General features: G+C 50.8%; 41 protein-coding genes. 1 reads left to right on the plus strand and 40 read right to left on the minus strand.

The annotated features are described in order from the left end of the window. Positions 1–30: 30 nt before the first annotated feature. The 38 genes from rpoA to fkpA form a co-directional block, all read right to left on the minus strand. Positions 31–1,020, minus strand: a complete 990-nt coding sequence (gene rpoA, locus SERAS12_RS23090) for a DNA-directed RNA polymerase subunit alpha (RefSeq protein WP_002919219.1) — start codon at positions 1,018–1,020, stop codon at positions 31–33. 25 nt (positions 1,021–1,045) lie between these two features. Beyond that, complete coding sequence (rpsD, locus tag SERAS12_RS23095) at positions 1,046–1,666, minus strand: 30S ribosomal protein S4 (protein ID WP_013814792.1); 621 nt, start codon at positions 1,664–1,666, stop codon at positions 1,046–1,048. A 30-nt stretch (positions 1,667–1,696) separates the two neighbouring features. Beyond that, a complete protein-coding gene (rpsK, locus tag SERAS12_RS23100) occupies positions 1,697–2,086 on the minus strand; it encodes a 30S ribosomal protein S11 (protein WP_004951128.1) in 390 nt (129 codons plus the stop codon). 16 nt (positions 2,087–2,102) lie between these two features. Then, positions 2,103–2,459: a 30S ribosomal protein S13 gene (gene rpsM / locus SERAS12_RS23105; RefSeq protein WP_004951130.1), complete on the minus strand. Its 357-nt coding sequence runs from the start codon at positions 2,457–2,459 to the stop codon at positions 2,103–2,105. Positions 2,460–2,605: 146 nt separating this feature from the next. Beyond that, positions 2,606–2,722 carry a 50S ribosomal protein L36 gene (gene rpmJ / locus SERAS12_RS25940; RefSeq protein WP_002227352.1) on the minus strand — a complete coding sequence of 39 codons (117 nt, stop codon included), beginning with the start codon at positions 2,720–2,722 and terminating at the stop codon, positions 2,606–2,608. 33 nt (positions 2,723–2,755) lie between these two features. Continuing rightward, positions 2,756–4,087: a preprotein translocase subunit SecY gene (gene secY, locus SERAS12_RS23110; protein ID WP_004929740.1), complete on the minus strand. Its 1,332-nt coding sequence runs from the start codon at positions 4,085–4,087 to the stop codon at positions 2,756–2,758. Between the two features lie 7 nt (positions 4,088–4,094). Next, positions 4,095–4,529 (minus strand): 50S ribosomal protein L15, encoded by a 435-nt coding sequence (rplO, locus tag SERAS12_RS23115; RefSeq protein ID WP_004951135.1) that lies wholly within the window; start codon positions 4,527–4,529, stop codon positions 4,095–4,097. Positions 4,530–4,532: 3 nt separating this feature from the next. After that, the gene (rpmD, locus tag SERAS12_RS23120; protein WP_013814793.1) at positions 4,533–4,712 is read right to left on the minus strand and encodes a 50S ribosomal protein L30; all 180 of its coding nucleotides are present in this window, start codon (positions 4,710–4,712) and stop codon (positions 4,533–4,535) included. Positions 4,713–4,714: 2 nt separating this feature from the next. Continuing rightward, positions 4,715–5,218, minus strand: a complete 504-nt coding sequence (gene rpsE, locus SERAS12_RS23125) for a 30S ribosomal protein S5 (RefSeq protein WP_004951140.1) — start codon at positions 5,216–5,218, stop codon at positions 4,715–4,717. Between the two features lie 14 nt (positions 5,219–5,232). Further along, positions 5,233–5,586: a 50S ribosomal protein L18 gene (gene rplR / locus SERAS12_RS26075; protein ID WP_004951143.1), complete on the minus strand. Its 354-nt coding sequence runs from the start codon at positions 5,584–5,586 to the stop codon at positions 5,233–5,235. 9 nt (positions 5,587–5,595) lie between these two features. Beyond that, complete coding sequence (gene rplF / locus SERAS12_RS26080; protein WP_004951145.1) at positions 5,596–6,129, minus strand: 50S ribosomal protein L6; 534 nt, start codon at positions 6,127–6,129, stop codon at positions 5,596–5,598. A gap of 14 nt (positions 6,130–6,143) precedes the next feature. Beyond that, complete coding sequence (gene rpsH / locus SERAS12_RS23140; protein ID WP_004951149.1) at positions 6,144–6,536, minus strand: 30S ribosomal protein S8; 393 nt, start codon at positions 6,534–6,536, stop codon at positions 6,144–6,146. Positions 6,537–6,566: 30 nt separating this feature from the next. Further along, positions 6,567–6,872, minus strand: coding sequence for a 30S ribosomal protein S14 (gene rpsN / locus SERAS12_RS23145; RefSeq protein WP_004951154.1), 306 nt, complete (start codon positions 6,870–6,872; stop codon positions 6,567–6,569). Positions 6,873–6,885: 13 nt separating this feature from the next. Next, complete coding sequence (gene rplE, locus SERAS12_RS23150) at positions 6,886–7,425, minus strand: 50S ribosomal protein L5 (RefSeq protein WP_004951155.1); 540 nt, start codon at positions 7,423–7,425, stop codon at positions 6,886–6,888. Positions 7,426–7,439: 14 nt separating this feature from the next. Then, positions 7,440–7,754 (minus strand): 50S ribosomal protein L24, encoded by a 315-nt coding sequence (gene rplX, locus SERAS12_RS23155; protein WP_004951158.1) that lies wholly within the window; start codon positions 7,752–7,754, stop codon positions 7,440–7,442. A gap of 10 nt (positions 7,755–7,764) precedes the next feature. Further along, positions 7,765–8,136, minus strand: coding sequence for a 50S ribosomal protein L14 (gene rplN, locus SERAS12_RS23160; RefSeq protein WP_004951161.1), 372 nt, complete (start codon positions 8,134–8,136; stop codon positions 7,765–7,767). Positions 8,137–8,302: 166 nt separating this feature from the next. Further along, positions 8,303–8,557 (minus strand): 30S ribosomal protein S17, encoded by a 255-nt coding sequence (rpsQ, locus tag SERAS12_RS26085; RefSeq protein WP_012147219.1) that lies wholly within the window; start codon positions 8,555–8,557, stop codon positions 8,303–8,305. Next, on the minus strand, positions 8,558–8,749 hold the full coding sequence (rpmC, locus tag SERAS12_RS26090; protein ID WP_004951169.1) for a 50S ribosomal protein L29: 192 nt from the start codon (positions 8,747–8,749) through the stop codon (positions 8,558–8,560). It lies immediately after the preceding gene. Continuing rightward, positions 8,749–9,159, minus strand: a complete 411-nt coding sequence (gene rplP / locus SERAS12_RS26095; RefSeq protein WP_004951171.1) for a 50S ribosomal protein L16 — start codon at positions 9,157–9,159, stop codon at positions 8,749–8,751. The genes rpmC and rplP overlap by 1 nt, the downstream gene beginning before the upstream one ends. Positions 9,160–9,171: 12 nt before the next feature. Further along, positions 9,172–9,870: a 30S ribosomal protein S3 gene (rpsC, locus tag SERAS12_RS26100; protein WP_004951172.1), complete on the minus strand. Its 699-nt coding sequence runs from the start codon at positions 9,868–9,870 to the stop codon at positions 9,172–9,174. A 17-nt stretch (positions 9,871–9,887) separates the two neighbouring features. Next, the gene (rplV, locus tag SERAS12_RS23185; protein WP_004951174.1) at positions 9,888–10,220 is read right to left on the minus strand and encodes a 50S ribosomal protein L22; all 333 of its coding nucleotides are present in this window, start codon (positions 10,218–10,220) and stop codon (positions 9,888–9,890) included. Positions 10,221–10,234: 14 nt separating this feature from the next. Beyond that, complete coding sequence (rpsS, locus tag SERAS12_RS23190; RefSeq protein WP_004929772.1) at positions 10,235–10,513, minus strand: 30S ribosomal protein S19; 279 nt, start codon at positions 10,511–10,513, stop codon at positions 10,235–10,237. 14 nt (positions 10,514–10,527) lie between these two features. Further along, positions 10,528–11,352, minus strand: coding sequence for a 50S ribosomal protein L2 (rplB, locus tag SERAS12_RS23195; RefSeq protein WP_004951177.1), 825 nt, complete (start codon positions 11,350–11,352; stop codon positions 10,528–10,530). Between the two features lie 18 nt (positions 11,353–11,370). After that, positions 11,371–11,673, minus strand: a complete 303-nt coding sequence (rplW, locus tag SERAS12_RS23200; RefSeq protein WP_004951179.1) for a 50S ribosomal protein L23 — start codon at positions 11,671–11,673, stop codon at positions 11,371–11,373. Then, positions 11,670–12,275, minus strand: coding sequence for a 50S ribosomal protein L4 (gene rplD, locus SERAS12_RS23205; RefSeq protein WP_004929779.1), 606 nt, complete (start codon positions 12,273–12,275; stop codon positions 11,670–11,672). Before rplD ends, rplW begins: the two co-directional genes overlap by 4 nt. Positions 12,276–12,285: 10 nt before the next feature. Further along, positions 12,286–12,915, minus strand: coding sequence for a 50S ribosomal protein L3 (gene rplC / locus SERAS12_RS23210; RefSeq protein ID WP_004951181.1), 630 nt, complete (start codon positions 12,913–12,915; stop codon positions 12,286–12,288). Positions 12,916–12,947: 32 nt separating this feature from the next. Continuing rightward, entirely contained in the window at positions 12,948–13,259 is a 312-nt protein-coding gene (gene rpsJ / locus SERAS12_RS23215; RefSeq protein ID WP_001181005.1) for a 30S ribosomal protein S10, read from the minus strand. A 382-nt stretch (positions 13,260–13,641) separates the two neighbouring features. Beyond that, the gene (gene bfr / locus SERAS12_RS23220) at positions 13,642–14,121 is read right to left on the minus strand and encodes a bacterioferritin (protein WP_013814794.1); all 480 of its coding nucleotides are present in this window, start codon (positions 14,119–14,121) and stop codon (positions 13,642–13,644) included. A 74-nt stretch (positions 14,122–14,195) separates the two neighbouring features. After that, positions 14,196–14,390: a bacterioferritin-associated ferredoxin gene (gene bfd, locus SERAS12_RS23225; protein ID WP_013814795.1), complete on the minus strand. Its 195-nt coding sequence runs from the start codon at positions 14,388–14,390 to the stop codon at positions 14,196–14,198. 132 nt (positions 14,391–14,522) lie between these two features. Further along, positions 14,523–15,707 carry an elongation factor Tu gene (gene tuf / locus SERAS12_RS23230; protein ID WP_013811124.1) on the minus strand — a complete coding sequence of 395 codons (1,185 nt, stop codon included), beginning with the start codon at positions 15,705–15,707 and terminating at the stop codon, positions 14,523–14,525. A 70-nt stretch (positions 15,708–15,777) separates the two neighbouring features. After that, positions 15,778–17,892: an elongation factor G gene (fusA, locus tag SERAS12_RS23235; RefSeq protein WP_013814796.1), complete on the minus strand. Its 2,115-nt coding sequence runs from the start codon at positions 17,890–17,892 to the stop codon at positions 15,778–15,780. 97 nt (positions 17,893–17,989) lie between these two features. After that, positions 17,990–18,460 (minus strand): 30S ribosomal protein S7, encoded by a 471-nt coding sequence (rpsG, locus tag SERAS12_RS23240; protein ID WP_004951199.1) that lies wholly within the window; start codon positions 18,458–18,460, stop codon positions 17,990–17,992. Positions 18,461–18,556: 96 nt separating this feature from the next. Next, positions 18,557–18,931 (minus strand): 30S ribosomal protein S12, encoded by a 375-nt coding sequence (rpsL, locus tag SERAS12_RS23245; protein WP_004930426.1) that lies wholly within the window; start codon positions 18,929–18,931, stop codon positions 18,557–18,559. A gap of 143 nt (positions 18,932–19,074) precedes the next feature. Next, positions 19,075–19,362, minus strand: coding sequence for a sulfurtransferase complex subunit TusB (gene tusB, locus SERAS12_RS23250; RefSeq protein ID WP_013814797.1), 288 nt, complete (start codon positions 19,360–19,362; stop codon positions 19,075–19,077). Positions 19,363–19,371: 9 nt separating this feature from the next. Continuing rightward, positions 19,372–19,731, minus strand: coding sequence for a sulfurtransferase complex subunit TusC (gene tusC / locus SERAS12_RS23255; RefSeq protein ID WP_006328468.1), 360 nt, complete (start codon positions 19,729–19,731; stop codon positions 19,372–19,374). A gap of 8 nt (positions 19,732–19,739) precedes the next feature. Next, positions 19,740–20,129 carry a sulfurtransferase complex subunit TusD gene (tusD, locus tag SERAS12_RS23260; protein WP_013814798.1) on the minus strand — a complete coding sequence of 130 codons (390 nt, stop codon included), beginning with the start codon at positions 20,127–20,129 and terminating at the stop codon, positions 19,740–19,742. Then, the gene (locus tag SERAS12_RS23265; protein ID WP_013814799.1) at positions 20,129–20,851 is read right to left on the minus strand and encodes a transcriptional regulator; all 723 of its coding nucleotides are present in this window, start codon (positions 20,849–20,851) and stop codon (positions 20,129–20,131) included. Before SERAS12_RS23265 ends, tusD begins: the two co-directional genes overlap by 1 nt. Before the next feature lie 415 nt (positions 20,852–21,266). Continuing rightward, positions 21,267–22,106, minus strand: a complete 840-nt coding sequence (gene fkpA / locus SERAS12_RS23270; protein ID WP_004951215.1) for an FKBP-type peptidyl-prolyl cis-trans isomerase — start codon at positions 22,104–22,106, stop codon at positions 21,267–21,269. Between the two features lie 369 nt (positions 22,107–22,475). Between fkpA and SERAS12_RS23275 the strand changes: the two genes are divergently transcribed. Next, positions 22,476–22,703, plus strand: coding sequence for a SlyX family protein (locus SERAS12_RS23275; protein ID WP_004951219.1), 228 nt, complete (start codon positions 22,476–22,478; stop codon positions 22,701–22,703). Positions 22,704–22,761: 58 nt separating this feature from the next. On the opposite strand, the gene slyD is transcribed toward SERAS12_RS23275, so the two are convergent. Together slyD and SERAS12_RS23285 are read right to left on the minus strand one after the other, a co-directional pair. Further along, complete coding sequence (gene slyD, locus SERAS12_RS23280; protein WP_006318995.1) at positions 22,762–23,358, minus strand: peptidylprolyl isomerase; 597 nt, start codon at positions 23,356–23,358, stop codon at positions 22,762–22,764. A 124-nt stretch (positions 23,359–23,482) separates the two neighbouring features. Then, the gene (locus SERAS12_RS23285) at positions 23,483–23,686 is read right to left on the minus strand and encodes a YheV family putative zinc ribbon protein (RefSeq protein WP_004951224.1); all 204 of its coding nucleotides are present in this window, start codon (positions 23,684–23,686) and stop codon (positions 23,483–23,485) included. Positions 23,687–23,699: the final 13 nt, after the last annotated feature.

A 23,699-nucleotide genomic window follows, 5' to 3' on the forward strand; every position in this document is an offset into this window, starting at 1 on the left:
TTCTCAGTAAAACCTTAACCTGTGATCCGGTTACTCGTCAGCAATGCTTGCCGGTGGCCAGTTTTCCAGGCGCATGCCCAGAGACAGACCACGTGAGGCCAGCACGTCTTTAATCTCAGTAAGAGATTTTTTACCCAGGTTCGGCGTTTTCAGCAACTCAACCTCGGTACGCTGTACCAGATCACCGATGTAGTGGATAGCTTCTGCCTTAAGGCAGTTAGCAGAGCGGACAGTCAATTCCAGATCGTCAACAGGGCGCAGCAGGATCGGATCGAATTCTGGTTTCTCTTCTTTAACTTCTGGTTGACGAACATCACGTAAGTCAACAAAAGCTTCAAGTTGTTCAGCCAGGATGGTTGCCGCACGGCGGATCGCCTCTTCAGGATCGATCGTGCCATTGGTTTCCATTTCGATAACCAGCTTGTCCAGGTCAGTACGCTGTTCTACACGCGCTGCTTCAACATTGTAGGCAATACGCTCTACAGGGCTATAGCAGGCGTCAACCAACAGACGACCGATCGGGCGCTCATCTTCTTCCGAATGAATTCGGGCAGAAGCCGGCACGTAACCACGACCGCGCTGAACTTTGATACGCATGCTGATAGCAGCGTTCTCATCGGTCAGGTGGCAGATCACATGCTGAGGCTTGACGATTTCGACATCACCATCATGGGTAATGTCGGCAGCGGTCACAGGGCCAATGCCAGATTTATTCAGGGTAAGAATAACTTCGTCTTTGCCTTGAACTCTCACCGCCAGCCCTTTCAGGTTGAGCAGGATCTCCAGGATATCTTCCTGTACGCCTTCTTTGGTGCTGTACTCATGCAGTACACCATCAATCTCAACCTCGGTCACCGCGCAACCCGGCATAGATGAAAGCAGAATACGGCGCAGTGCGTTGCCAAGAGTATGGCCAAAGCCACGCTCTAAAGGCTCAAGGGTCACCTTGGCGTGCGTCGAACTGACTTGCTCGATATCTACCAGGCGCGGTTTTAGAAACTCTGTCACAGAACCCTGCATTGTGTCCTCTCTTTGGTACTAAGCTTTACTTGGAGTAAAGCTCGACGATCAGGTGTTCGTTAATGTCCGCAGACAGATCGGTACGTTCAGGCATACGCTTGAACACGCCTTCCATCTTAGCAGCATCAACTTCCAGCCAAGTCGGCTTTTCACGCTGCTCAGCCAGCTCCAGAGAAGCTTTAACACGAGATTGCTTTTTAGCCTTCTCGCGGATGCTGACTACGTCATTCGGAGATACCTGATAAGAAGCGATGTTAACAACGCGACCGTTTACCATAACTGCTTTGTGGCTAACCAACTGACGTGACTCTGCACGAGTAGCGCCGAAGCCCATACGGTAAACAACGTTGTCCAAACGACCTTCCAGCAGTTGCAACAGGTTTGCACCGGTGTTGCCCTTCAGGCGTGCTGCTTCTTTATAATAGTTACGGAATTGACGCTCCAGAACACCGTACATACGGCGAACTTTTTGCTTTTCACGTAACTGTACACCGTAGTCAGACAGACGCGGTTTACGCGCACCGTGTTGACCAGGCGGTTGCTCAATTTTACACTTGGTATCGATCGCGCGAACGCCAGACTTCAGGAACAGGTCTGTGCCCTCACGGCGGCTAAGCTTGAGCTTAGGACCCAAATATCTTGCCATTTTCTTTCTCCAACTAACCTAAAAGCAGCGTTATACGCGGCGCTTTTTCGGCGGACGACAACCGTTGTGAGGGATAGGAGTCACATCAGTAATATTAGTGATGCGGAAACCAGCGGCGTTCAGAGCACGAATAGTTGATTCGCGACCCGGACCCGGTCCCTTAACCATAACTTCCAGGTTCTTGATACCGTATTCTTTTACTGCGTCAGCACAACGTTCTGCTGCAACCTGAGCTGCAAACGGAGTTGACTTACGAGAACCACGGAAACCAGAACCACCGGCAGTTGCCCAACCCAATGCATTACCCTGACGATCGGTAATAGTTACAATGGTGTTGTTGAAAGAAGCATGGACATGAGCCACGCCGTCAGAGACTTGTTTTCTTACACGCTTACGTGTACGAACAGGTGCCTTTGCCATTATTCAATCACCCTGATTATTTCTTGATCGGTTTACGCGGACCCTTACGGGTACGTGCGTTGGTCTTCGTACGCTGACCGCGAACTGGCAGACCACGACGATGACGCAAACCACGGTAAGTACCAAGATCCATCAGACGCTTGATGCTCAGGGTAACTTCACGACGCAAATCACCTTCTACAGTGAATTTGGCGACTGCTTCACGCAGCTGTTCAATTTGCTCTTCAGACAGCTCACTGATCTTAACATTTTCAGCAATACCCGTAGACGCACAGATAGACTGTGAGCGGGTTTTACCGATTCCGAAGATCGACGTTAAGGCGATTACGGTATGTTTATGATCAGGAATGTTAATGCCTGCTATACGGGCCACTATGCACTCCTACTATTTTATACGGCAACACCATTCTGAAAAGCCCGTTTTCAGGATACTCAAATAATGTTGCAGCTACATACAAAAGATTGGCTGGCTAATCTAGCCAGCTCAACCCAACTTTGCAAGAAAAATATGCGAGATAATCAGCCTTGACGCTGTTTATGCTTCGGCTCGGCGCTGCAAATCACACGAACGACACCGTTACGCTTAACGATTTTGCAGTTACGACATAATTTCTTGACGGAAGCACGAACTTTCATTTTTACTCTCCGTAACTTCTCAAACGCGCCTGATTAGCGGTTATAGCCTTTCAGGTTTGCTTTCTTCAATGCAGACTCGTACTGACTTGACATCATCAGAGTTTGCACTTGAGCCATAAAGTCCATGATGACGACAACCACGATCAGTAGCGAGGTACCACCAAAGTAGAATGGTACTTTCATTGCATCACGCATGAACTCCGGGATCAGGCAGATGAAAGTAATGTACATCGCGCCCACCAGGGTTAAACGCGTCATTACTTTATCGATGTACTTCGCCGTTTGCTCTCCCGGACGAATTCCTGGTACGAAGGCACCGGACTTCTTCAGGTTATCTGCTGTTTCACGCGGGTTGAAAACCAACGCCGTGTAAAAGAAACAGAAGAAGATGATTGCAGATGCATAGAGTAACACATAAAGCGGTTGCCCTGGCTGCAAATACAGCGAAATCGTTGTCAGCCAGTTCCAACCGGTACCGCCCCCAAACCATGATGCAATCGTGGCAGGGAACAGAATAATGCTGGAAGCGAAGATTGCCGGGATAACCCCTGCCATGTTCACTTTCAACGGTAAGTGTGTGCTCTGTGCTGCATAAACACGACGACCTTGTTGACGCTTCGCATAGTTAACGACGATACGACGTTGACCACGCTCGATGAAAACAACGAAGAAGGTTACTGCAAACACTAATACTGCAACCAACAGCAACAGGAGGAAGTGCAGGTCGCCTTGCCGAGCTTGCTCAATGGTATGGGCCACTGCCGGCGGAAGTCCCGCTACAATACCTGCGAAGATAATGATCGAAATACCGTTACCGATACCGCGCTCAGTAATCTGTTCGCCCAGCCACATCAGGAACATTGTCCCAGTAACCAAACTAACTACTGCAGTAAAGTAGAACGCAAAGCCTGGATTTAACACCAGACCCTGCATACCAGGCATATTCGGCAAACCGGTAGCAATACCGATTGACTGGAATATGGCCAACACCAGCGTACCGTAGCGGGTGTACTGGCTAATCTTGCGACGGCCAGCCTCCCCTTCTTTCTTGATTTCTGCTAACGCTGGATGAACCACCGTTAACAGCTGGATAATGATCGAGGCCGAAATATACGGCATGATCCCCAGAGCAAAGATAGAAGCACGGCTGAGTGCACCACCAGAGAACATGTTAAACATTTCAATGATGGTGCCTCTCTGCTGCTCGAGCAATTTGGCAAGCACAGTGGCATCGATACCAGGAATCGGAATAAAAGAGCCGATACGGAAGACAATCAGCGCGCCGATGACAAACAAAAGTCTGCGCTTCAGCTCGCCGAGCCCGCCTTTAGCACTTTGAAAATCTAATCCTGGTTGCTTAGCCATCTGCTACTTATTCCTCAATTTTACCGCCAGCAGCTTCGATAGCAGCACGAGCGCCTTTGGTGACACGCAGACCACGCAGGGTAACCGGACGAGCGACTTCGCCAGAAAGCATAACTTTCACGAACTCGATCTGGATACCAACAACGTTAGCGGCTTTCAGCGCGTTCAGGTCGATTACGTCGCCTTCAACAAGAGCCAGCTCAGACAGACGAACTTCTGCCGTGATCATAGCTTTGCGAGAGGTGAAGCCGAATTTCGGCAAACGACGATATAAAGGCATCTGACCACCTTCAAAACCACGACGTACGCCACCACCAGAACGAGAGTTCTGACCTTTGTGACCACGACCAGCGGTTTTACCCAGGCCAGAACCAATACCACGACCTACACGCTTCGGCGCATGCTTGGCACCTTCAGCCGGAGACAGAGTATTTAAACGCATCTGTTACTCCTCAACTTTAACCATGTAGGAAACCAAGTTGATCATACCGCGTACAGCAGGAGTATCCTCGCGCTCTACAGTGTGACCAATACGACGCAGACCTAAACCGATCAGAGTTGCCTTGTGCTTTGGCAAACGGCCGATGCTGCTTTTTGTTTGAGTTACTTTAATAGTCTGTGCCATGGTTATTTCCCTAGAATTTCTTCGACGGACTTACCACGCTTGGCAGCGACCATTTCTGGGGATTTCATATCTTCCAAAGCAGCGATAGTTGCACGAACCACGTTGATCGGGTTAGTAGAACCATATGCTTTAGCCAATACGTTATGAACCCCTGCAACTTCCAGGACGGCGCGCATTGCACCACCGGCGATAATACCGGTACCTTCGGAAGCTGGTTGCATGAATACACGGGAACCCGTATGAGCACCTTTAACAGGGTGCTGCAGAGTGCCGCTATTCAAAGCAACATTAATCATAGCGCGACGGGCTTTTTCCATCGCTTTCTGGATCGCTGCCGGAACTTCGCGTGCTTTGCCGTAGCCAAAACCAACGCGACCGTTACCATCACCAACTACTGTCAGTGCGGTAAAGCTGAAAATACGGCCACCTTTTACGGTTTTAGATACGCGGTTTACCGCGATCAGCTTTTCCTGCAGTTCGCCAGCTTGTTTTTCGATGTGAGCCATCTTAAACCTCTTCCTTAGAACTGAAGGCCAGCTTCACGGGCAGCATCTGCCAGTGCCTGGACTCGACCATGATATTGGAAACCGGAACGGTCAAAGGATACTTTAGAGATCCCTTTTTCCAACGCGCGCTCAGCCAGAGTTTTACCTACGGCCGCTGCTGCGTCTTTGTTACCGGAATACTTCAATTGCTCTGTGATAGCTTTTTCTAAAGTAGAAGCAGCTACCAGTACTTCAGAACCATTTGGAGCAATTACCTGTGCGTAAATGTGACGCGGGGTACGATGTACCACCAGGCGGGTTGCACCCAGTTCTTTGATCTTACGGCGTGCGCGGGTCGCACGACGGATACGAGCAGATTTCTTATCCATAGTGTTACCTTACTTCTTCTTAGCCTCTTTGGTACGCACGACTTCGTCGGCGTAACGGACACCCTTGCCTTTATAAGGCTCAGGACGGCGGTAGGCACGCAGATCTGCAGCAACCTGGCCAATAACTTGTTTATCAGCGCCTTTCAGCACGATTTCAGTTTGGCTTGGGCATTCAGCAGTAATACCTGCTGGCAGCTGGTGATCGACCGGGTGAGAGAAGCCTAAGGCTAAATTCACCACGTTGCCTTTAACAGCAGCACGATAACCAACACCTACCAGTTGAAGCTTCTTGGTGAAGCCTTCGGTAACACCAACGACCATTGCGTTCAGCAGAGCGCGCGTTGTACCCGCTTGGGCCCAAGCGTTAGCAAAACCTTCGCGCGGGGCGAAAGTCAGTGCATCACCTTCTTGCTTCACTTCAACGGCGTTGTGGACAGTACGAGTCAGCTCGCCGTTCTTACCCTTAATCGAAATAACCTGACCGTTGAGTTTTACCTCTACGCCGGCAGGAATGACGACGGGTGCTTTTGCAACACGAGACATTCTTTCCTCCCGAATTAAGCTACGTAGCAGATAATCTCGCCACCAAGACCAGCTTGGCGAGCTGCACGATCGGTCATAACACCTTTAGAGGTAGAAATAACAGCAATACCCAAACCAGCCATAACTTTTGGCAGTGCATCTTTTTTCTTATAGATGCGCAGACCTGGACGGCTGATTCGTTGAATGCTTTCTACCACTGCCTTGCCCTGGAAGTACTTCAGTACCAGTTCCAGAACAGGCTTGGTGTCGCCTTCAATTTTAAAATCTTCAATAAAACCTTCTTCCTTCAGCAGGTTGGCAATTGCCACTTTCAGCTTGGAGGAAGGCATGGTGACCGCAACTTTGTTCGCGGCTTGACCGTTACGGATACGGGTCAGCATATCCGCGATCGGATCTTGCATGCTCATCTGTCTTTACTCCCGTGATTCAATTGGTAATTACCAGCTAGCCTTTTTCAAGCCTGGTACTTCACCGCGCATGGCGGCTTCACGTAACTTGATACGGCTCAACCCGAATTTGCCCACATAACCATGTGGACGGCCAGTTTGGCGGCAGCGTTTACGCTGACGAGACGGGCTGGAATCACGCGGCAGAGTTTGCAGCTTGAGAACAGCATCCCAACGATCTTCGTCGGAAGAGTTCACACTAGAAATGATAGCTTTCAATTCCTCGCGTTTAGCGCGGTACTTGTCAGCCAGTTTCACGCGAACGACTTCGCGTGCTTTCATTGATTGCTTAGCCATCAGTAACCCTGCCTTACTTACGGAACGGGAAGTTAAAAGCAGCCAACAGCGCGCGGCCTTCATCATCAGATTTCGCAGTAGTGGTAATGGTAATATCCAAACCACGAACGCGGTCGACTTTGTCATAGTCGATTTCTGGGAAGATGATTTGCTCACGCACACCCATGCTGTAGTTACCACGGCCATCGAATGACTTAGCGGACAAGCCACGGAAGTCACGGATACGTGGAACAGCAATGGAAATCAGTCGCTCAAAGAACTCCCACATGCGTTCGCCACGCAGAGTTACTTTACAGCCGATCGGATAGCCCTGGCGGATTTTGAAGCCTGCAACAGATTTGCGTGCTTTGGTGATGAACGGCTTTTGACCGGAGATTGCTGCCAAATCAGCTGCTGCATTATCCAGCAGTTTCTTGTCAGCGATCGCTTCACCAACACCCATATTCAGGGTGATCTTCTCGACCCGAGGGACTTGCATGACAGAGTTGTAATCAAACTGAGACATCAGTTGTTTGACTACCTCGTCTTTGTAGTAATCATGCAGTTTCGCCATCGTATTACTCCAAATTACTTGATAGTTTCGCTGTTAGACTTGAAGAAACGGACTTTTTTCCCGTCTTCGAATCTAAAGCCTACACGGTCAGCCTTACCGGTAGCCGCGTTGAAGAGAGCAATGTTAGAAACCTGAATTGCAGCTTCTTTTTCAACAATGCCACCTGGTTGGTTCAGGGCCGGAACTGGCTTCTGATGTTTCTTGACCAGGTTGATACCTTCAACAATGACCTTACCAGCAGACAGGACATTTTTTACTTTACCGCGTTTACCTTTGTCTTTCCCGGTAAGCACGATAATTTCGTCATCACGACGGATTTTCGCTGCCATGTTTCGCTCCTTAGAGTACTTCTGGTGCCAGAGAGATAATTTTCATGAACTTCTCATTACGCAGTTCACGAGTTACCGGCCCAAAAATACGCGTACCGATAGGTTGCTCGCTGTTATTGTTTAAAATAACGCATGCATTACCATCGAAGCGAATGACAGAACCGTCCGGGCGACGTACACCCTTCTTGGTGCGCACCACTACCGCCTTCAGCACATCGCCTTTCTTCACCTTACCGCGAGGAATTGCTTCCTTGATGGTAATTTTGATGACATCGCCGATGCCTGCGTAGCGACGGTGCGAGCCACCTAGAACCTTGATACACATTACGCGACGTGCACCGGAGTTGTCGGCCACGGTCAGCATAGTCTGTTCTTGGATCATGTTAGTGCTCCGCTAATGTCAACTACAACTTTAGGACCTATTACTAGATCGTTGAAAAGCCCCATAACCGAGGGCGCAGCATTATAACACCGCTTCCAGAGTATGGGTAGAAAAAATAAACGGCTCATTTTCTGAGCCGTTTATTAAGTTAGAGGCTGCTACTCTATTACAGAATCGCTTTCTCTACAACGCGAACCAACGTCCAAGACTTAGTCTTAGACAGTGGACGGCATTCGCGGATTTCTACCACGTCACCAATACCACATTCGTTGTTCTCGTCATGTACGTGCAGCTTGGTCGTACGCTTGATGAATTTCCCGTAGATCGGGTGCTTCACCGTGCGCTCGATAGCAACAACCATGGATTTCTCCATTTTGTCACTAATAACACGACCCTGCAGAGTACGGTTAATATCAGTCATTTACACACCCGCCTTTTCAGTCAGTAAAGTCTTAACGCGTGCGACGTTACGGCGCACTTGTTTCAACAGGTGAGTTTGTTGCAGCTGGCCACTTGCCGCCTGCATGCGCAAGTTAAATTGCTCACGCAGCAGGTTGAGCAGCTCAGTGTTCAGCTCTTCAACGCTTTTTTCACGCAGCTCTTGTGCTTTCATTACATCACCGTCTTAGTTACAAAGGTGGTTTTGATCGGCAATTTAGCTGCAGCCAGCTTGAATGCCTCACGGGCGACCTCTTCTGGTACACCGTCCATTTCGTACAGGACTTTACCAGGTTGGATCAGGGCAACCCAATACTCCACGTTACCCTTACCTTTACCCATACGCACTTCGAGCGGCTTCTCGGTAATTGGTTTGTCCGGGAATACACGGATCCAAATTTTACCTTGACGCTTAACTGCACGAGTCATTGCACGACGAGCTGCTTCGATTTGACGAGCAGTCAGACGGCCACGGCCAACAGCTTTCAGACCGAAAGTGCCGAAGCTAACATCCGTACCCTGCGCCAGACCACGGTTGCGGCCTTTGTGCATCTTACGGAATTTTGTACGCTTTGGTTGTAACATCAGCGACTCTCCTTACTTGCGGCCTTTACGCTGCTGCTTTTTAGGTTGAGCAGCCGGTTCCGGTTGTTCAACTGCAGCCATACCACCCAGGATCTCACCTTTGAAGATCCATACCTTAACGCCGATTACACCATAAGTGGTGTGCGCTTCAGATGTGTTGTAATCGATATCCGCACGCAGTGTGTGCAACGGAACACGACCTTCACGGTACCATTCGGTACGCGCGATTTCAGCACCGCCAAGACGGCCGCTTACTTCAACTTTGATACCTTTAGCGCCAAGACGCATTGCGTTCTGTACAGCACGCTTCATAGCACGACGGAACATAACGCGACGTTCCAGCTGGGAAGTGATGCTGTCAGCAACCAATTTAGCGTCAAGTTCCGGTTTACGGACTTCGGCGATGTTAATCTGTGCAGGAACGCCAGCGATATCCGCTACGACCTTACGCAGTTTTTCGACATCTTCACCTTTCTTGCCGATAACGATGCCTGGACGAGCAGTGTGAATAGTCACACGGATGCTCTTCGCAGGACGTTCGATAACGATGCGAGAAACGGAAGCTTTCGCCAGTTCCTTAATCAGGAATTGACGAACTTTAAAGTCGCTGTCCAGGTTGTCAGCGAATTCTTTGGTATTCGCATACCAAGTAGAGTTCCAAGGTTTGACAATACCCAGGCGAATACCATTAGGATGTACTTTCTGACCCATTGCTAGTCTCCAGAGTCTCAGCGATCGGACACAACCACAGTAATGTGGCTGGTGCGCTTCAGGATGCGATCTGCACGACCTTTTGCACGCGGCATAATGCGCTTCATGCTTGGGCCTTCGTCTACGAAGATTTTCGTGACTTTCAGATCATCGATGTCAGCGCCATCGTTGTGTTCTGCGTTAGCAATGGCAGACTCCAGCACTTTCTTAACCAGACCGGCAGCTTTCTTGTCGGTGTAGGTCAGAGTTTCCAGAGCTTGCGACACTTTCTTACCGCGGATCAGGTCTGCAACAAGGCGAACCTTCTGAGCAGAAGAACGAGCGTGGCGATGTTTAGCGATAGTTTCCATCTCTTCCTCCTACCTTAGCGCTTTTTAGCTTTTTTATCAGCCGCATGGCCGCGATAAGTGCGAGTCGGCGCGAATTCACCCAGTTTGTGACCGACCATTTCGTCGGAAACAAACACTGGTACGTGCTGACGACCATTATGGACAGCGATGGTCAAACCGATCATGTTAGGAAAGATCGTTGAACGACGGGACCAAGTGCGCAAAGGCTTCTTGTCACCGCTTTCCACCGCTTTCTCTACCTTCTTCAGCAAGTGCAGGTCAATAAAAGGACCTTTCTTGAGAGAACGTGGCATGGCTTATCCTCTAATTATTTTTTGCTACGGCGACGTACGATGAACTTATCAGTACGCTTGTTGCTGCGGGTTTTCTTACCTTTGGTCTGAACGCCCCATGGAGTTACTGGGTGTTTACCAAAGTTTTTACCCTCACCACCACCGTGCGGGTGATCTACCGGGTTCATCGCCGTACCGCGGACGGTAGGACGAACACCACGCCAACGTGCAGCACCTGCTTTACCCAGAACGCGAAGCATATGTTCAGCGTTACCGACTTCACCCAAGGTGGCGCGGCAATCAACTGGAACTTTACGCATTTCGCCTGAGCGCAGACGCAGAGTTACGTAGGAACCGTCACGAGCAACGATTTGAACGTAGGCACCAGCAGAACGAGCCAGCTGGCCGCCTTTACCTGGTTTCATTTCTACGTTGTGGACCGTTGAACCAACCGGGATGTTGCGCATTGGCAGGGTGTTACCCGCTTTGATTGCAGCATCAACGCCAGATTGAATCTGGTCACCAGCTTTCAGGCCTTTCGGCGCCAGGATGTAACGGCGTTCGCCGTCTTTGTACAGAACCAGCGCGATGTTCGCGGAACGGTTCGGATCGTACTCCAGACGCTCAACCACAGCAGGAATACCATCTTTGTTGCGTTTGAAGTCAACCAGACGATAATGTTGCTTGTGGCCACCACCGATATGACGGGTGGTGATACGGCCATTGTTGTTACGACCACCGCTTTTGCTCAGTTTCTCAAGCAGCGGGGCATAAGGTTTACCCTTGTGCAGCTCAGGGTTAACCACTTTAACAACGTGGCGACGACCCGGAGATGTAGGTTTACATTTAACAATTGCCATTGTTCTTACTCCTCCGACTTACTCTGCGCCGCCGATGAAGTCCAGGTTCTGGCCTTCTTTCAGGGTGACGTAAGCTTTTTTCCAGTCGCTACGACGACCAACACGCTGACCGTGACGTTTCACTTTCCCTTTAACTACCAGGGTGTTCACGTCTTCGACTTCGACTTCAAACAGTTTCTGCACTGCAGCTTTGATTTCTGCTTTGGTCGCGTCTTTGGCAACTTTGAGTACGATGGTGTTGCTTTTTTCCATCGCAGCGGATGCTTTTTCAGATACGTGCGGTGCACGCAGCACTTTCAGCAAACGTTCTTCACGGATCATGCCAGCATCTCCTCAACTTGCTTCACAGCATCAGCAGTCATAACCACTTTGTCGAAGGCGATCAGGCTAACCGGGTCGATACCTGCTACATCGCGCACGTCAACCTTGTACAGGTTGCGAGCTGCCAGGAACAGATTCTCATCCAGTTCACCGGTCACGATCAGCACATCTTCCAGAGCCATATCTTTCAGTTTCTGTGCCAGCAGCTTAGTTTTAGGCGCTTCTACAGAGAACTTCTCGACAACGATCAGACGATCTTGACGTACCAGCTCGGACAGGATGCTTTTCAGCGCGCCGCGGTACATCTTTTTGTTTACTTTCTGACTGTGGTCCTGCGGTTTAGCAGCAAAGGTCACGCCGCCTGAACGCCAGATCGGGCTCTTTACAGAACCTGAACGCGCACGGCCGGTACCTTTCTGGCGCCACGGTTTTTTACCGGAACCAGTCACTTCAGCACGGGTCTTCTGAGCACGGGTACCTTGACGGGCACCTGCTGCATAAGCAACAACAACCTGGTGTACCAGCGCTTCGTTGAAATCACGACCGAAGGTAGTTTCGGAAACAGTCAGCGCGCTTTGCGCGTCTTTCAATACTAATTCCATTGCTATCCCCTTACGCCTTCACAGCTGGTTTAACGATCAGGTTGCCACCGGTTGCGCCCGGTACAGCACCCTTAACCAGCAGCAGGTTGCGCTCAGCGTCAACACGTACTACGTCCAGGCTTTGAACGGTTACACGCTCGTCACCCAGGTGGCCAGCCATTTTCTTGCCTTTGAACACTTTGCCCGGAGTCTGGTTCTGACCGATAGAACCCGGAACGCGGTGAGACAAGGAGTTACCGTGGGTAGCGTCTTGGGTGCGGAAGTTCCAGCGCTTTACAGTGCCGGCAAAACCTTTACCTTTAGAAGTACCGGTAACATCGACTTTTTTAACGTCAGCGAAGATTTCTACGCTGATGTTTTGACCTGCAGTGAACTCTTCACCTTCTGCAAGGCGGAATTCCCACAGACCACGGCCAGCTTCAACGCCAGCTTTAGCGAAATGACCCGCTTCCGGTTTGGTCACACGGTTAGCTTTTTTGCTACCAGTGGTGACTTGAACGGCACGGTATCCGTCGTTAGCCAGGTCTTTAACCTGAGTCACGCGGTTCGCTTCAATTTCAATCACGGTTACTGGGATAGAAACGCCATCTTCAGTGAAGATACGAGTCATACCCACTTTTTTACCGACTAAACCAATCATTGTTTCAACCTCTCAATCGCTCAATGACCTGATTAACCCAGGCTGATCTGCACGTCTACACCGGCAGCCAGATCCAGACGCATCAGAGCATCAACGGTTTTCTCGGTTGGCTCAACGATGTCAACCAGACGCTTGTGAGTGCGAATCTCGTACTGATCACGCGCGTCTTTGTTAACGTGCGGAGAGATCAGAACGGTAAAGCGCTCTTTGCGAGTTGGCAGCGGGATCGGACCACGGACTTGCGCACCAGTGCGCTTGGCAGTCTCGACGATTTCCGCGGTTGATTGATCGATAAGACGATGATCAAACGCTTTCAGGCGGATACGGATTCTTTGGTTCTGCATGAGACCAGAGCTCCAATTATTTATAAACGTAAATAATTACTCCTCACACCCATTTCGATTGATGGGGGAGTGTAATCGTCAACATATAACCCCCATATCGGGAGTATTGTTCGATGAGCAGAAAGTCCTGCCTATCGACTGATTCGCTAAAATCAGGCTTACCAAGATTAGGTAAGCCCGCGCATTATACGCAAAACAGAACGGGAAGCAAGCCGTAGATGGAAATATGCTCAGGATATCGGCACTTTTTACCGATTTGCGAAGTCGCCTGCAAAAAACAGGTCACGGAGAGGGGAATTAGGTATAGCAGGGAAGATGTTGCCGCTACTCCCCTACCCTGTCTGGAAAACAGCTGCCGGCGGGGAGCGGTATCATAAGGAGACTAGTCTTTGCGTTCCAGTATTTGGGCTTGCGCGTAATTCTGGATACCCAGACGCGCAATCAAATCCAGCTCAGTTTCCAGCCAGTCGATATGCCCTTCTTCATCCGCCAGAATTTCTATCATCAAATCGCGGCTGACATAGTCATGAATCGAGTCGGCATAGGCGATAGCTTCACGCAGATTCTTGGCGCCATCCAACTCCAGGGCCAGGTCTGAACGCAGTATTTCTTCGATATCTTCGCCAATATTCAGTTTGCCAAGATCTTGTAGATTCGGCAGGCCTTCAAGAAACAGAATGCGCTCGATGTAGCGATCGGCATGCTTCATTTCGTCGATCGACTCGTGATATTCCTTATCATTAAGGCGCATTAAGCCCCAGTTCTTGAACATTCGGGCGTGCAGGAAATATTGATTGATGGCAACCAGCTCGTTGCCGAGCAGTTTGTTGAGATGAGCAATGATCTTTTTATCGCCTTTCATAGGTAACTCCTCCTGGCCAGTTCTCAAAGTGTAGAAGCTGTAAGCCAAGAGTCAAAAAATAGCCTTACCTTTAGTTAGGCAACTTCATGCATAGGGATAATGGTTCCGCTTTCCTCCACCATAATCTGTCTTGCCTGTCGAATGCATTTCCCGCAGTCGGTACCAATCGGCACCAATTCACGCAGCTGCTTCATGGTATGAGGGTTGTGCTGACGTACTGCTTTACGGATCGCTTTGTCAGTCACGGCATTACATAGGCATACATACATAGAGAGACTCACTTCTTAACCAATTCCATAATTCTAAATAGGAATGCTTTTTATTTCAATTAAGATTTGAGAAAATTGCATAAAAAAAGGGCACCGAAGTGCCCTCATTTTGTGTCGAAAAATTATTCGCGATTAAGCGATAACTTTAGCAACAACACCAGCGCCAACAGTACGGCCGCCTTCACGGATTGCGAAACGCAGGCCGTCGTCCATCGCGATTGGGTGGATCAGGGTAACAACCATGTTCACGTTGTCACCTGGCATTACCATCTCTACGCCTTCTGGCAGTTCGATGGTACCGGTCACGTCAGTTGTACGGAAGTAGAACTGTGGACGGTAGCCTTTGAAGAATGGAGTATGACGACCACCTTCTTCTTTGCTCAGGATGTACACTTCTGAGTCAAACTTGGTGTGTGGCTTGATTGAACCTGGTTTAGCCAGGACCTGACCACGTTCGATATCTTCGCGCTTGATACCACGCAGCAGAACACCCACGTTCTCACCAGCACGGCCTTCGTCCAGCAGTTTGCGGAACATTTCAACGCCGGTACAGGTAGACTTAACGGTGTCTTTGATACCCACGATTTCAACTTCTTCGCCAACTTTAACGATACCGCGCTCAACACGACCGGTAACAACGGTACCACGACCGGAGATGGAGAATACGTCTTCGATTGGCAGCAGGAACGGCTTGTCGATAGCACGCTCTGGTTCTGGGATGTAAGAATCCAGGAAACCGGCCAGCTCGATGATTTTAGCTTCCCACTCAGGTTCGCCTTCCAGTGCTTTCAGCGCTGAACCACGAACAACCGGCAGGTCATCACCAGGGAAGTCGTAAGCAGACAGAAGTTCACGAACTTCCATTTCTACCAGTTCCAGCAGCTCTTCATCATCAACCATGTCGCATTTGTTCATGAATACGATGATGAAAGGAACGCCAACCTGACGACCCAGCAGGATGTGCTCACGGGTCTGAGGCATTGGGCCGTCAGTCGCAGCAACAACCAGGATTGCGCCGTCCATCTGAGCAGCACCGGTGATCATGTTTTTAACGTAGTCGGCGTGCCCTGGGCAGTCAACGTGCGCGTAGTGACGGCTTGGGGTGTCATATTCAACGTGAGAAGTGTTGATGGTGATACCACGAGCTTTTTCTTCTGGCGCGTTATCGATCTGGTCGAAAGCACGTGCAGAACCGCCGTAGGTTTTAGCCAGAACGGTGGTGATTGCTGCAGTCAGGGTAGTTTTACCGTGGTCAACGTGGCCGATAGTACCAACGTTAACGTGCGGTTTGGAACGTTCAAATTTTTCTTTAGACACGGCTATATTCCTTACTCTTATGCTCTCCCCTCATGGAGAGAGCACTGATCAATGTGTTAAACCCGAAAGCTTATTTACCACGGGCTTCGATAACGGCCTGAGCGACGTTGTTCGGCGCATCATCGTACTTCAAGAACTCCATGGAGTAAGAAGCACGGCCTTTGGTCAGAGAACGCAGTTGAGTTGCGTATCCGAACATCTCGGACAACGGAACTTCAGCGTGAATCTGAACGCCAGTAGCGTTGGATTCCTGACCTTTCAGTTGACCACGACGACGGCTAAGGTCACCGATGACGTCACCAGTGTTCTCTTCCGGCGTTTCAACTTCAACCTTCATAATCGGCTCAAGCAAAACAGGTTTCGCTTTCTTAAAGCCATCTTTAAAGGCGATAGACGCGGCCAGTTTAAACGCCAATTCGGAGGAGTCAACATCGTGGTAAGAACCGAAATGCAGACGCACACCGAGATCAACAACCGGGTAACCGGCCAGCGGACCAGACTTAAGCTGCTCCTGGAGACCTTTATCAATGGCAGAGATGTATTCCGTTGGGATCACACCACCTTTAATGTCATTGATGAACTCGTAGCCTTTCGGATTTGAGCCCGGCTCCAGCGGATACATGTCGATAACAACATGACCATACTGACCACGACCACCAGACTGCTTGGCGTGTTTACCTTCGATATCGGTAACTTTCGAGCGAATCGCTTCACGGTAAGCAACCTGTGGTTTACCCACGTTCGCTTCAACGTTAAATTCACGACGCATACGGTCAACCAGGATGTCCAGGTGAAGTTCACCCATACCTGCGATGATAGTCTGACCAGATTCTTCGTCAGTCCATACGCGGAATGATGGGTCTTCTTTCGCCAGACGGCCCAGAGCCAGACCCATTTTTTCTTGGTCAGCTTTGGTTTTTGGTTCCACTGCAACGGAAATTACCGGCTCAGGGAACTCCATACGCTCCAGAATGATCACGTGGTTTGGATCACACAGAGTGTCACCGGTAGTCACGTCTTTCAGACCGATCGCAGCAGCGATGTCGCCTGCACGAACTTCTTTGATCTCTTCACGCTTGTTAGCATGCATCTGAACGATACGGCCCAGACGTTCACGCTGAGATTTCACTGGGTTAAATACAGTGTCACCTGAGTTGACGAGACCGGAGTAAACACGGAAGAACGTCAGGTTACCCACGAATGGGTCAGTAGCGATTTTGAACGCCAGAGCAGAGAACGGCTCAGAGTCGTCAGAATGGCGAACTGCTGGAGTGTCTTTACCGTCATCCAAAATACCGTTGATAGCTTCAACGTCAGTCGGTGCAGGCAGATACTCAACAACAGCATCCAGCATTGCCTGTACGCCTTTGTTTTTAAACGCAGAACCACAGGTAACCAGGATAACTTCATTGTTCAGAACGCGCTTACGCAGAGAACTTTTGATCTCTTCTTCAGTCAGCTCTTCGCCACCAAAGAATTTCTCCATCAGCTCATCAGAGCCTTCAGCAGCGGCCTCAACCAGTTTCTGACGCCATTCTTCAGCCAGTTCTTGCATATCAGCCGGGATCTCTTCGTATTCGAAGGTCACGCCCTGATCGGCTTCGTTCCAGTTGATTGCTTTCATCTTCACCAGGTCAACAACACCGGTGAATTTCTCTTCCGCGCCGATAGCCAGCTGCAGAGGGACCGGAGTTGCACCCAGACGTTGTTCAATCTGACCAACAACTTTCAGGAAGTTAGCACCCATACGGTCCATTTTGTTAACGAACGCGATGCGTGGAACTTTGTATTTGTTAGCCTGACGCCATACGGTTTCAGACTGTGGCTGAACGCCACCAACTGCACAGTAAACCATTACCGCGCCATCAAGAACACGCATGGAACGTTCTACTTCGATGGTGAAGTCAACGTGCCCTGGGGTGTCGATGATATTAATGTGGTGTGGTTCGAACTGCTTAGCCATACCAGACCAGAAACAGGTGGTCGCAGCAGACGTGATGGTAATACCACGTTCCTGCTCCTGCTCCATCCAGTCCATGGTAGCTGCGCCGTCGTGCACTTCACCGATTTTGTGGTTTACACCGGTGTAGAACAAAACACGTTCGGTAGTGGTCGTTTTACCGGCGTCGATGTGAGCGCTGATACCGATGTTACGATAGCGCTCAATGGGTGTTTTACGAGCCATTTGATTCCTCTATTGCCTTAGGCGTTCAAGTTCGGTTAACCCAAGCGGGTTGGCTTCTTGAAGCGCCCGCTTGGTTAGCATAACTACTGCGTGGCAATTACCAGCGGTAGTGGGCGAACGCCTTGTTGGCTTCTGCCATACGGTGAACGTCTTCACGTTTCTTAACAGCAGAACCTTTGTTCTCAACTGCATCAGAAAGTTCGTTCGCCAAGCGCAGAGCCATGGATTTATCACCGCGTTTACGAGCAGCATCAACGATCCAACGCATTGCCAGAGCATTACGACGGACCGGGCGGACTTCAACTGGTACCTGATAAGTAGAACCACCAACGCGGCGCGACTTAACTTCTACAGTCGGGCGAACGTTGTCGAGAGCTACTTCGAAAGCTTCCAGGTGATTTTTACCAGAACGCTGAGCCAGGGTCTCCAGCGCGGTATACACGATAGCTTCTGCAGTAGATTTTTTACCGTCTACCATCAGGATATTTACAAATTTGGCCAACAGCTCGGATCCGAACTTAGGATCTGGCAGGATTTTACGTTGGCCTATTACGCGACGACGTGGCATGGAAATACTCCGTTGTTAATTCAGGATTGTCCAAAACTCTACGAGTTTATTTTGACATTAAAGTGAAAATGTTTGGCCTTACTTAACGGAGAACCATTAAGCCTTTGGCTTCTTCACGCCGTACTTGGAACGAGCTTGCTTACGGTCTTTAACACCGGAGCAGTCAAGTGCACCACGGACGGTGTGGTAACGCACACCTGGCAAGTCTTTAACACGACCGCCACGGATCAGGATCACGGAGTGTTCCTGCAGGTTGTGACCTTCACCACCGATGTAGGAAGTCACTTCGAAACCGTTAGTCAAACGCACACGGCATACTTTACGCAGCGCGGAGTTTGGTTTTTTCGGGGTGGTGGTATATACGCGGGTACATACACCACGTTTCTGCGGGCAAGCTTCCAGCGCTGGAACGTTGCTTTTAGCAGCCTTCACAGAGCGTGGTTTGCGAACCAGCTGATTAATTGTTGCCATTAAAAAAGCTCCTGGTTTTGCTTCGTTTGTTGCTTCGTAAACATGTGATAAATCCCCTCGTATGCACTACTGGCAAAGTACGAGGCCGCAGAATTTTATGGCTGAGCGGTAGAGGTGTCAAGAAATATACAACATCACTCTCATCACCAAGCCATTTGGCTTCGATGTTTTTCGGTTAATTCAACGAAGTGATTATAGCCGATGACAGTGATTTTGTGTGAAAAATGACCAGCCAAGCCTCTGGCTTCCAGGTCGTCCTGCAGCGCATAAAGAGATATGGGGGCATTGAGCAGTAATTCAAGGTGCGCGCTGCCGGCCAACCCGGCCAGTACGCCATCCTGTATCAGCAGCAGATCGTCGCCTTGTGTGGTCAAGCGCAACAATGCCGGCAAATCGCATTGAGTGGGAGAGTGGCTAAGGGTATACAGCATCCGAATGTCCTAAAAAGTCATTACCGCGTCATAACCGGCCAACTGTTGACGCAGCGCATCCGGAGCCAGCACCTCGGCCTCCAACACCCAGTCGGTCACCTGACTCAGACCGCGCTCCTGCAAAGATGCCTGGCACAGATAACACTGCTCGACGTCATACAGCGGCAGCACGCCAAAGGTGGCGATATAGTTGCGCGCCAGAATTTTTTCCGGCTGCTGCCCCGGCAATAGCTGCAATACGCCATCGCCGATAAAAAACACGCCCAAATCTTCGCTCAGCGCCGAAGTCGCCAACAGCGCATCCAGCCCTTCCCTGCCGCCGGTGCCGCCGTGCGGGCCTTGGGTAAAAACAAAAGCGACTCGTTTCATAAGTTATCTCAAAACTGCACCAGGCGATCACAGCTTAGCGACGCCTCTGCCAGTGAGCCCAATCCGCTAAGGGTAAAACCGGGTTGCAGGTTAGCCGTTTCCAACCCCTGCTGCGCAGCTTCCTGCTCATTGGTCACACCGCGCCGCAGCGCCGCGGCCACACAAACGTTGAGCGCAATCCCGTGCTGCTGCGCCAGCTGCGCCCAGCCGCGCACCAGGTCGAACTCATCGCTGGCAGGCGATGTCAGTTGGTTGGCATTCAGCACCCCTTCACGGTAGAAAAACACGCTGGAGAGCCGATGCCCTTTCGCCAGCAGGGCTTGTGCGAATTGATAGGCGCTGCTGGCCTGCTGGGTGCCATACGCCGGGCCGGTGACCAAAAGGCAGTAATCCAGCATCAGCGCTCGGTTCCCAGCAGGTCACCGCTTTTGAACTGGCGGATATACAGATACACGGTGTGTTTGGAAATATTCAGGCGATCCGCCACCTGATTAATCGCATCTTTGATATCAAAAATGCCTTTTTCGTAAAGATTCAGCACCACCTGACGATTTTTGGCATTGTTGGAGACATTGCGATCGGCATTAACCTCCTCAATGGTGAACTCCAGCGTCTGCGCCACCAGATCGTCCACGGAAGAGGCAAAGTTGACTGAGGGGGCCACTTCCTGGGTTTCCGGCGGCATGAAAGTCTGCATTACCTGGGAGAACGGCACATCGAGGTTCATGTTGATGCACAACAGGCCGATCACCCGCTGCTCACGATTACGGATGGCGATAGTGACCGATTTCATCAGCACACCGCTCTTGGCGCGGGTGAAATAGGCCTTAGACACACTGCTGTCGTCGCCGGCCATATCATGCAGCATCCGCAGCGCCAGGTCGGTGATTGGCGAACCGATCTGCCGCCCGGTATGTTCGCCGTTGGCGATACGCACCGCCGAGCATTTCAAATCTTCCAGCGCGTGCAGCACGATCTCGCAGTGACCGCCGATCAGCATAGCGAGCCCATCGACCACGGCTTCATAAGACTTCAGGATTTCATGATCCGTCTGGCTAAACGGACGTTCATTCAGCAAATCAAGTTCGCTGGCTTCGCTGGATAAAAGCGAATTAGACATCGAAAATACCACCCTCAAAGATCGCCTGTGCCAGGGGGCGCAGCTAAAACTGCTCGTGCAGGCTCCCTCTTCCACAGGCGGCACACCCTTGAGGATCCACAGGGCAGGCAGGCTGGTATCAGCATGAAACAGCACGACGAGCGTCCGCAGGCCAAGACGGCCGGGAACAGTTTTAGGTACACGCCCTAAGGGGCAGGCGCATGACTCATAAGTCCGGATTATTAGTCTAGCAAAACTACCAGAGTAAAGTCCTTGCGTTTGCGCGTGGTATTGACGTTAAGCCCGATGCCCGGCAGGCGTCAAGCAATCAGTGGGAGGGAGAGTAAAAGTTACGCCTAATCGAGCATTAATCAGAGACACTGAAATGAACACCGCCGCGAAGAAGATTCGCGGCGGTGATGGCAATCAGACAGACTTATTGCGCTTTGGCGTCAGCCGCTGCGTCAGCCGGTTTTTCAGCCTTGGCGTCTGCTTTCGGCGCAGCTTTCACATCCAGCAGCTCAACGTCGAATACCAGGGTAGAGTTAGCCGGAATGCCCGGAACGCCCGTTTTACCGTAGGCCAATGCCGGTGGAATTACCAGCTTGATTTTGCCGCCTTTCTTGAGGTGTTTCAGGCCTTCGGTCCAGCCTGGGATCACGCCGTCCAGACGGAATGACAGCGGCTCACCACGGGTATAGGAGTTGTCAAACTCGGTGCCGTCGGTCAGGGTGCCTTTGTAGTTCACTACCACAGTGTCGCTGTCTTTAGGCGCTTCACCCGCCCCCGGTTTCTCTACCTTGTACAGCAGGCCAGATTCGGTTTTCTTCACGCCTTTTTCTTTGGCGAAGGTCTCACGGTACTTGGCGCCTTTCGTTTCGTTGTCTTTAGCGTCTTGTTCCATCTTCGCCTGAGCAGAAGCCTTCACGCGCGCTTCAAAGCTCTGCAGCGTTTTTTCGATGTCCGCATCGTTCAACTTGCTCTTGTTGGCGAAAGCGTCCTGAACGCCCGAGATCAACTGGTCTTTATCCAGTTTGATACCCAGTTTTTCTTGTTCTTTCAGGGAGTTGTCCATGTAACGGCCGAGAGATGCGCCCAGTGCGTAAGCCGCTTGCTCGTCATCGTTCTTGAACTTGCCGGTGCTTGGTGCTGCTGCAGCGTCCGCTGGTTTAGCGGCTTCGGCCGGTTTAGCCGCATCAGCAGCCATAACCTGAGTCGCATTCAGAGCAAAAGCCATGGTGGTTGCCAGAAGCGTGACTTTAAACAAAGATTTCATCCATTTCTCCAGTGTCTGAAGCGGTGCCCCAAACAGTCATTAAGTAAGATAACCGGGCTACTATAGCTGCCTGAAAGAAAACAAAACAGTCACACAGGTAACCAATCGAGTCAAAGTGTGACTCCAGGTTTAAGGAGAAGTTTCCTTTAATGTGCTACCCGCATGATAAATCAGATTATTCTTCCACCCGACACGATAACGGTAACAAAAACAGCCGCGATAAGCGCTCTATTTTTCAGCACTTTACACAGTGTTCAGCCGCCTGCGGTTATCCCTTGCTCTGCGGGGGCGAAATAGCGCAGCGCAAAGCCGGCGACAGCTGTTAACATAGTGCCAGATTCAGGATTAAACCGCGTCAGAGGTAGCATCATGCACAACGCCGATACCCAAAGCCTGTTACTGCGGCTTGAGGAATTGGAAAGCCGCCAGGCCTTCCAGGAAGTCACTATTGAAGAGCTCAACCAAACCGTGGTGCAGCACCAGCTTGAAATGCTGAAATTGCAGGAGCACCTGCGCGTGTTGACCGATAAACTGCGCTCGACCCAAACGTCGATGATCGCCTCGCAGTCGGAAGAGACTCCACCGCCACATTATTGATAACCCATAAAAAAGGGCAGCCCTGGGGCTGCCCTCTCTCGCTATTGCTGCGCCGCGATTAGTGGCAGCCGCAACCGCCGTTACCGCAACCGCCTTTCTTAGCCTGATCCTGGTCATGCGCATGGTCATGATCGTGATCGTGGCCATGACCGCCGCAGCAACCGTCACCGTGTTCGTGGTGGTGATCGTGCTCGCCGTGTACGTGACCGTGCGCCAGTTCTTCAGCGGTGGCTTCGCGGATCGCGACAACTTCCACGTTGAAGTTCAGGTTCTGACCCGCCAGCATGTGGTTACCGTCAACCACTACGTGATCGCCGTCCACTTCGGTGATTTCGACCGGAACCGGGCCCTGATCGGTGTCAGCCAGGAAACGCATGCCGACTTCCAACTCGTCAACGCCCATAAAGACGTCTTTCGGCACGCGCTGCACCAGGTTTTCGTCGTAGTTGCCGTACGCATCGTTGGCGCCAACATTAACGTCAAAACGATCGCCTGCTTCGTGGCCTTCGAGTGCTTTTTCCAGACCTGCAATCAGAGAACCATGCCCGTGCAGATAGTCCAGCGGCGCGCTCACCGGAGACTCATCAACCAAAACACCGTCTTCTGTACGTACTTGGTAAGCCAGGCTGACCACCAAGTCTTTTGCTACTTTCATGATATCTCCTACCGTTGGACACTTGGACGCAGCCCATCATCGGGTGCCGCGCCTTTACCGGACAGATTGTATCGGAAATCTGCCCCGCTGTACCCTCCAGCATAAAAAAACGCGCCCGATAACGCTACTCCGGATGGAAAATACCAATGACCTGCTCCTGCGGCCGGACGTGCTTTTCCACCTGTTGTTCGGTCTGGCGCTGATGATGACCGCACTTGACGCACTCCACCACTTCGACCTGGTCTTCACGCCAAACTGCCAGCGTATCCATAGCCTTACAGCTCGGGCAGACCGCCCCGGCGATAAATCTTTTACGTGTTGCAGACATCTTTCTGTGCTCC

This window comes from Serratia sp. AS12 (assembly GCF_000214195.1).
Classification (GTDB): Bacteria; Pseudomonadota; Gammaproteobacteria; order Enterobacterales; family Enterobacteriaceae; genus Serratia; species Serratia plymuthica.

Excerpts from the sequence above, each read along its gene's own strand:
- rpoA (WP_002919219.1), bottom strand. The coding sequence starts at position 1,020 with ATGCAGGGTTCTGTGACAGAGTTTCTAAAACCGCGCCTGGTAGATATC.
- rpsD (WP_013814792.1), bottom strand. The coding sequence starts at position 1,666 with ATGGCAAGATATTTGGGTCCTAAGCTCAAGCTTAGCCGCCGTGAGGGC.
- rpsK (WP_004951128.1), bottom strand. The coding sequence starts at position 2,086 with ATGGCAAAGGCACCTGTTCGTACACGTAAGCGTGTAAGAAAACAAGTC.
- rpmJ (WP_002227352.1), bottom strand. The coding sequence starts at position 2,722 with ATGAAAGTTCGTGCTTCCGTCAAGAAATTATGTCGTAACTGCAAAATC.
- secY (WP_004929740.1), bottom strand. The coding sequence starts at position 4,087 with ATGGCTAAGCAACCAGGATTAGATTTTCAAAGTGCTAAAGGCGGGCTC.
- rplO (WP_004951135.1), bottom strand. The coding sequence starts at position 4,529 with ATGCGTTTAAATACTCTGTCTCCGGCTGAAGGTGCCAAGCATGCGCCG.
- rpmD (WP_013814793.1), bottom strand. The coding sequence starts at position 4,712 with ATGGCACAGACTATTAAAGTAACTCAAACAAAAAGCAGCATCGGCCGT.
- rpsE (WP_004951140.1), bottom strand. The coding sequence starts at position 5,218 with ATGGCTCACATCGAAAAACAAGCTGGCGAACTGCAGGAAAAGCTGATC.
- rplR (WP_004951143.1), bottom strand. The coding sequence starts at position 5,586 with ATGGATAAGAAATCTGCTCGTATCCGTCGTGCGACCCGCGCACGCCGT.
- rplF (WP_004951145.1), bottom strand. The coding sequence starts at position 6,129 with ATGTCTCGTGTTGCAAAAGCACCCGTCGTCATTCCTGCCGGCGTAGAG.
- rpsH (WP_004951149.1), bottom strand. The coding sequence starts at position 6,536 with ATGAGCATGCAAGATCCGATCGCGGATATGCTGACCCGTATCCGTAAC.
- rpsN (WP_004951154.1), bottom strand. The coding sequence starts at position 6,872 with ATGGCTAAGCAATCAATGAAAGCACGCGAAGTCGTTCGCGTGAAACTG.
- rplE (WP_004951155.1), bottom strand. The coding sequence starts at position 7,425 with ATGGCGAAACTGCATGATTACTACAAAGACGAGGTAGTCAAACAACTG.
- rplX (WP_004951158.1), bottom strand. The coding sequence starts at position 7,754 with ATGGCAGCGAAAATCCGTCGTGATGACGAAATTATCGTGCTTACCGGG.
- rplN (WP_004951161.1), bottom strand. The coding sequence starts at position 8,136 with ATGATCCAAGAACAGACTATGCTGACCGTGGCCGACAACTCCGGTGCA.
- rpsQ (WP_012147219.1), bottom strand. The coding sequence starts at position 8,557 with ATGACTGATATTAACCGTACTCTGCAGGGTCGTGTTATTAGTGACAAA.
- rpmC (WP_004951169.1), bottom strand. The coding sequence starts at position 8,749 with ATGAAAGCACAAGAGCTGCGTGAAAAAAGCGTTGAAGAGCTGAACACT.
- rplP (WP_004951171.1), bottom strand. The coding sequence starts at position 9,159 with ATGTTACAACCAAAGCGTACAAAATTCCGTAAGATGCACAAAGGCCGC.
- rpsC (WP_004951172.1), bottom strand. The coding sequence starts at position 9,870 with ATGGGTCAGAAAGTACATCCTAATGGTATTCGCCTGGGTATTGTCAAA.
- rplV (WP_004951174.1), bottom strand. The coding sequence starts at position 10,220 with ATGGAAACTATCGCTAAACATCGCCACGCTCGTTCTTCTGCTCAGAAG.
- rpsS (WP_004929772.1), bottom strand. The coding sequence starts at position 10,513 with ATGCCACGTTCTCTCAAGAAAGGTCCTTTTATTGACCTGCACTTGCTG.
- rplB (WP_004951177.1), bottom strand. The coding sequence starts at position 11,352 with ATGGCAATTGTTAAATGTAAACCTACATCTCCGGGTCGTCGCCACGTT.
- rplW (WP_004951179.1), bottom strand. The coding sequence starts at position 11,673 with ATGATCCGTGAAGAACGTTTGCTGAAAGTGCTGCGTGCACCGCACGTA.
- rplD (WP_004929779.1), bottom strand. The coding sequence starts at position 12,275 with ATGGAATTAGTATTGAAAGACGCGCAAAGCGCGCTGACTGTTTCCGAA.
- rplC (WP_004951181.1), bottom strand. The coding sequence starts at position 12,915 with ATGATTGGTTTAGTCGGTAAAAAAGTGGGTATGACTCGTATCTTCACT.
- rpsJ (WP_001181005.1), bottom strand. The coding sequence starts at position 13,259 with ATGCAGAACCAAAGAATCCGTATCCGCCTGAAAGCGTTTGATCATCGT.
- bfr (WP_013814794.1), bottom strand. The coding sequence starts at position 14,121 with ATGAAAGGCGATAAAAAGATCATTGCTCATCTCAACAAACTGCTCGGC.
- bfd (WP_013814795.1), bottom strand. The coding sequence starts at position 14,390 with ATGTATGTATGCCTATGTAATGCCGTGACTGACAAAGCGATCCGTAAA.
- fusA (WP_013814796.1), bottom strand. The coding sequence starts at position 17,892 with ATGGCTCGTAAAACACCCATTGAGCGCTATCGTAACATCGGTATCAGC.
- rpsG (WP_004951199.1), bottom strand. The coding sequence starts at position 18,460 with ATGCCACGTCGTCGCGTAATAGGCCAACGTAAAATCCTGCCAGATCCT.
- rpsL (WP_004930426.1), bottom strand. The coding sequence starts at position 18,931 with ATGGCAACAATTAATCAGCTGGTTCGCAAACCACGCTCTGTGAAGGCT.
- tusB (WP_013814797.1), bottom strand. The coding sequence starts at position 19,362 with ATGCTGTATACCCTTAGCCACTCTCCCACTCAATGCGATTTGCCGGCA.
- tusC (WP_006328468.1), bottom strand. The coding sequence starts at position 19,731 with ATGAAACGAGTCGCTTTTGTTTTTACCCAAGGCCCGCACGGCGGCACC.
- tusD (WP_013814798.1), bottom strand. The coding sequence starts at position 20,129 with ATGCTGGATTACTGCCTTTTGGTCACCGGCCCGGCGTATGGCACCCAG.
- SERAS12_RS23265 (WP_013814799.1), bottom strand. The coding sequence starts at position 20,851 with ATGTCTAATTCGCTTTTATCCAGCGAAGCCAGCGAACTTGATTTGCTG.
- fkpA (WP_004951215.1), bottom strand. The coding sequence starts at position 22,106 with ATGAAATCTTTGTTTAAAGTCACGCTTCTGGCAACCACCATGGCTTTT.
- SERAS12_RS23275 (WP_004951219.1), top strand. The coding sequence starts at position 22,476 with ATGCACAACGCCGATACCCAAAGCCTGTTACTGCGGCTTGAGGAATTG.
- slyD (WP_006318995.1), bottom strand. The coding sequence starts at position 23,358 with ATGAAAGTAGCAAAAGACTTGGTGGTCAGCCTGGCTTACCAAGTACGT.
- SERAS12_RS23285 (WP_004951224.1), bottom strand. The coding sequence starts at position 23,686 with ATGTCTGCAACACGTAAAAGATTTATCGCCGGGGCGGTCTGCCCGAGC.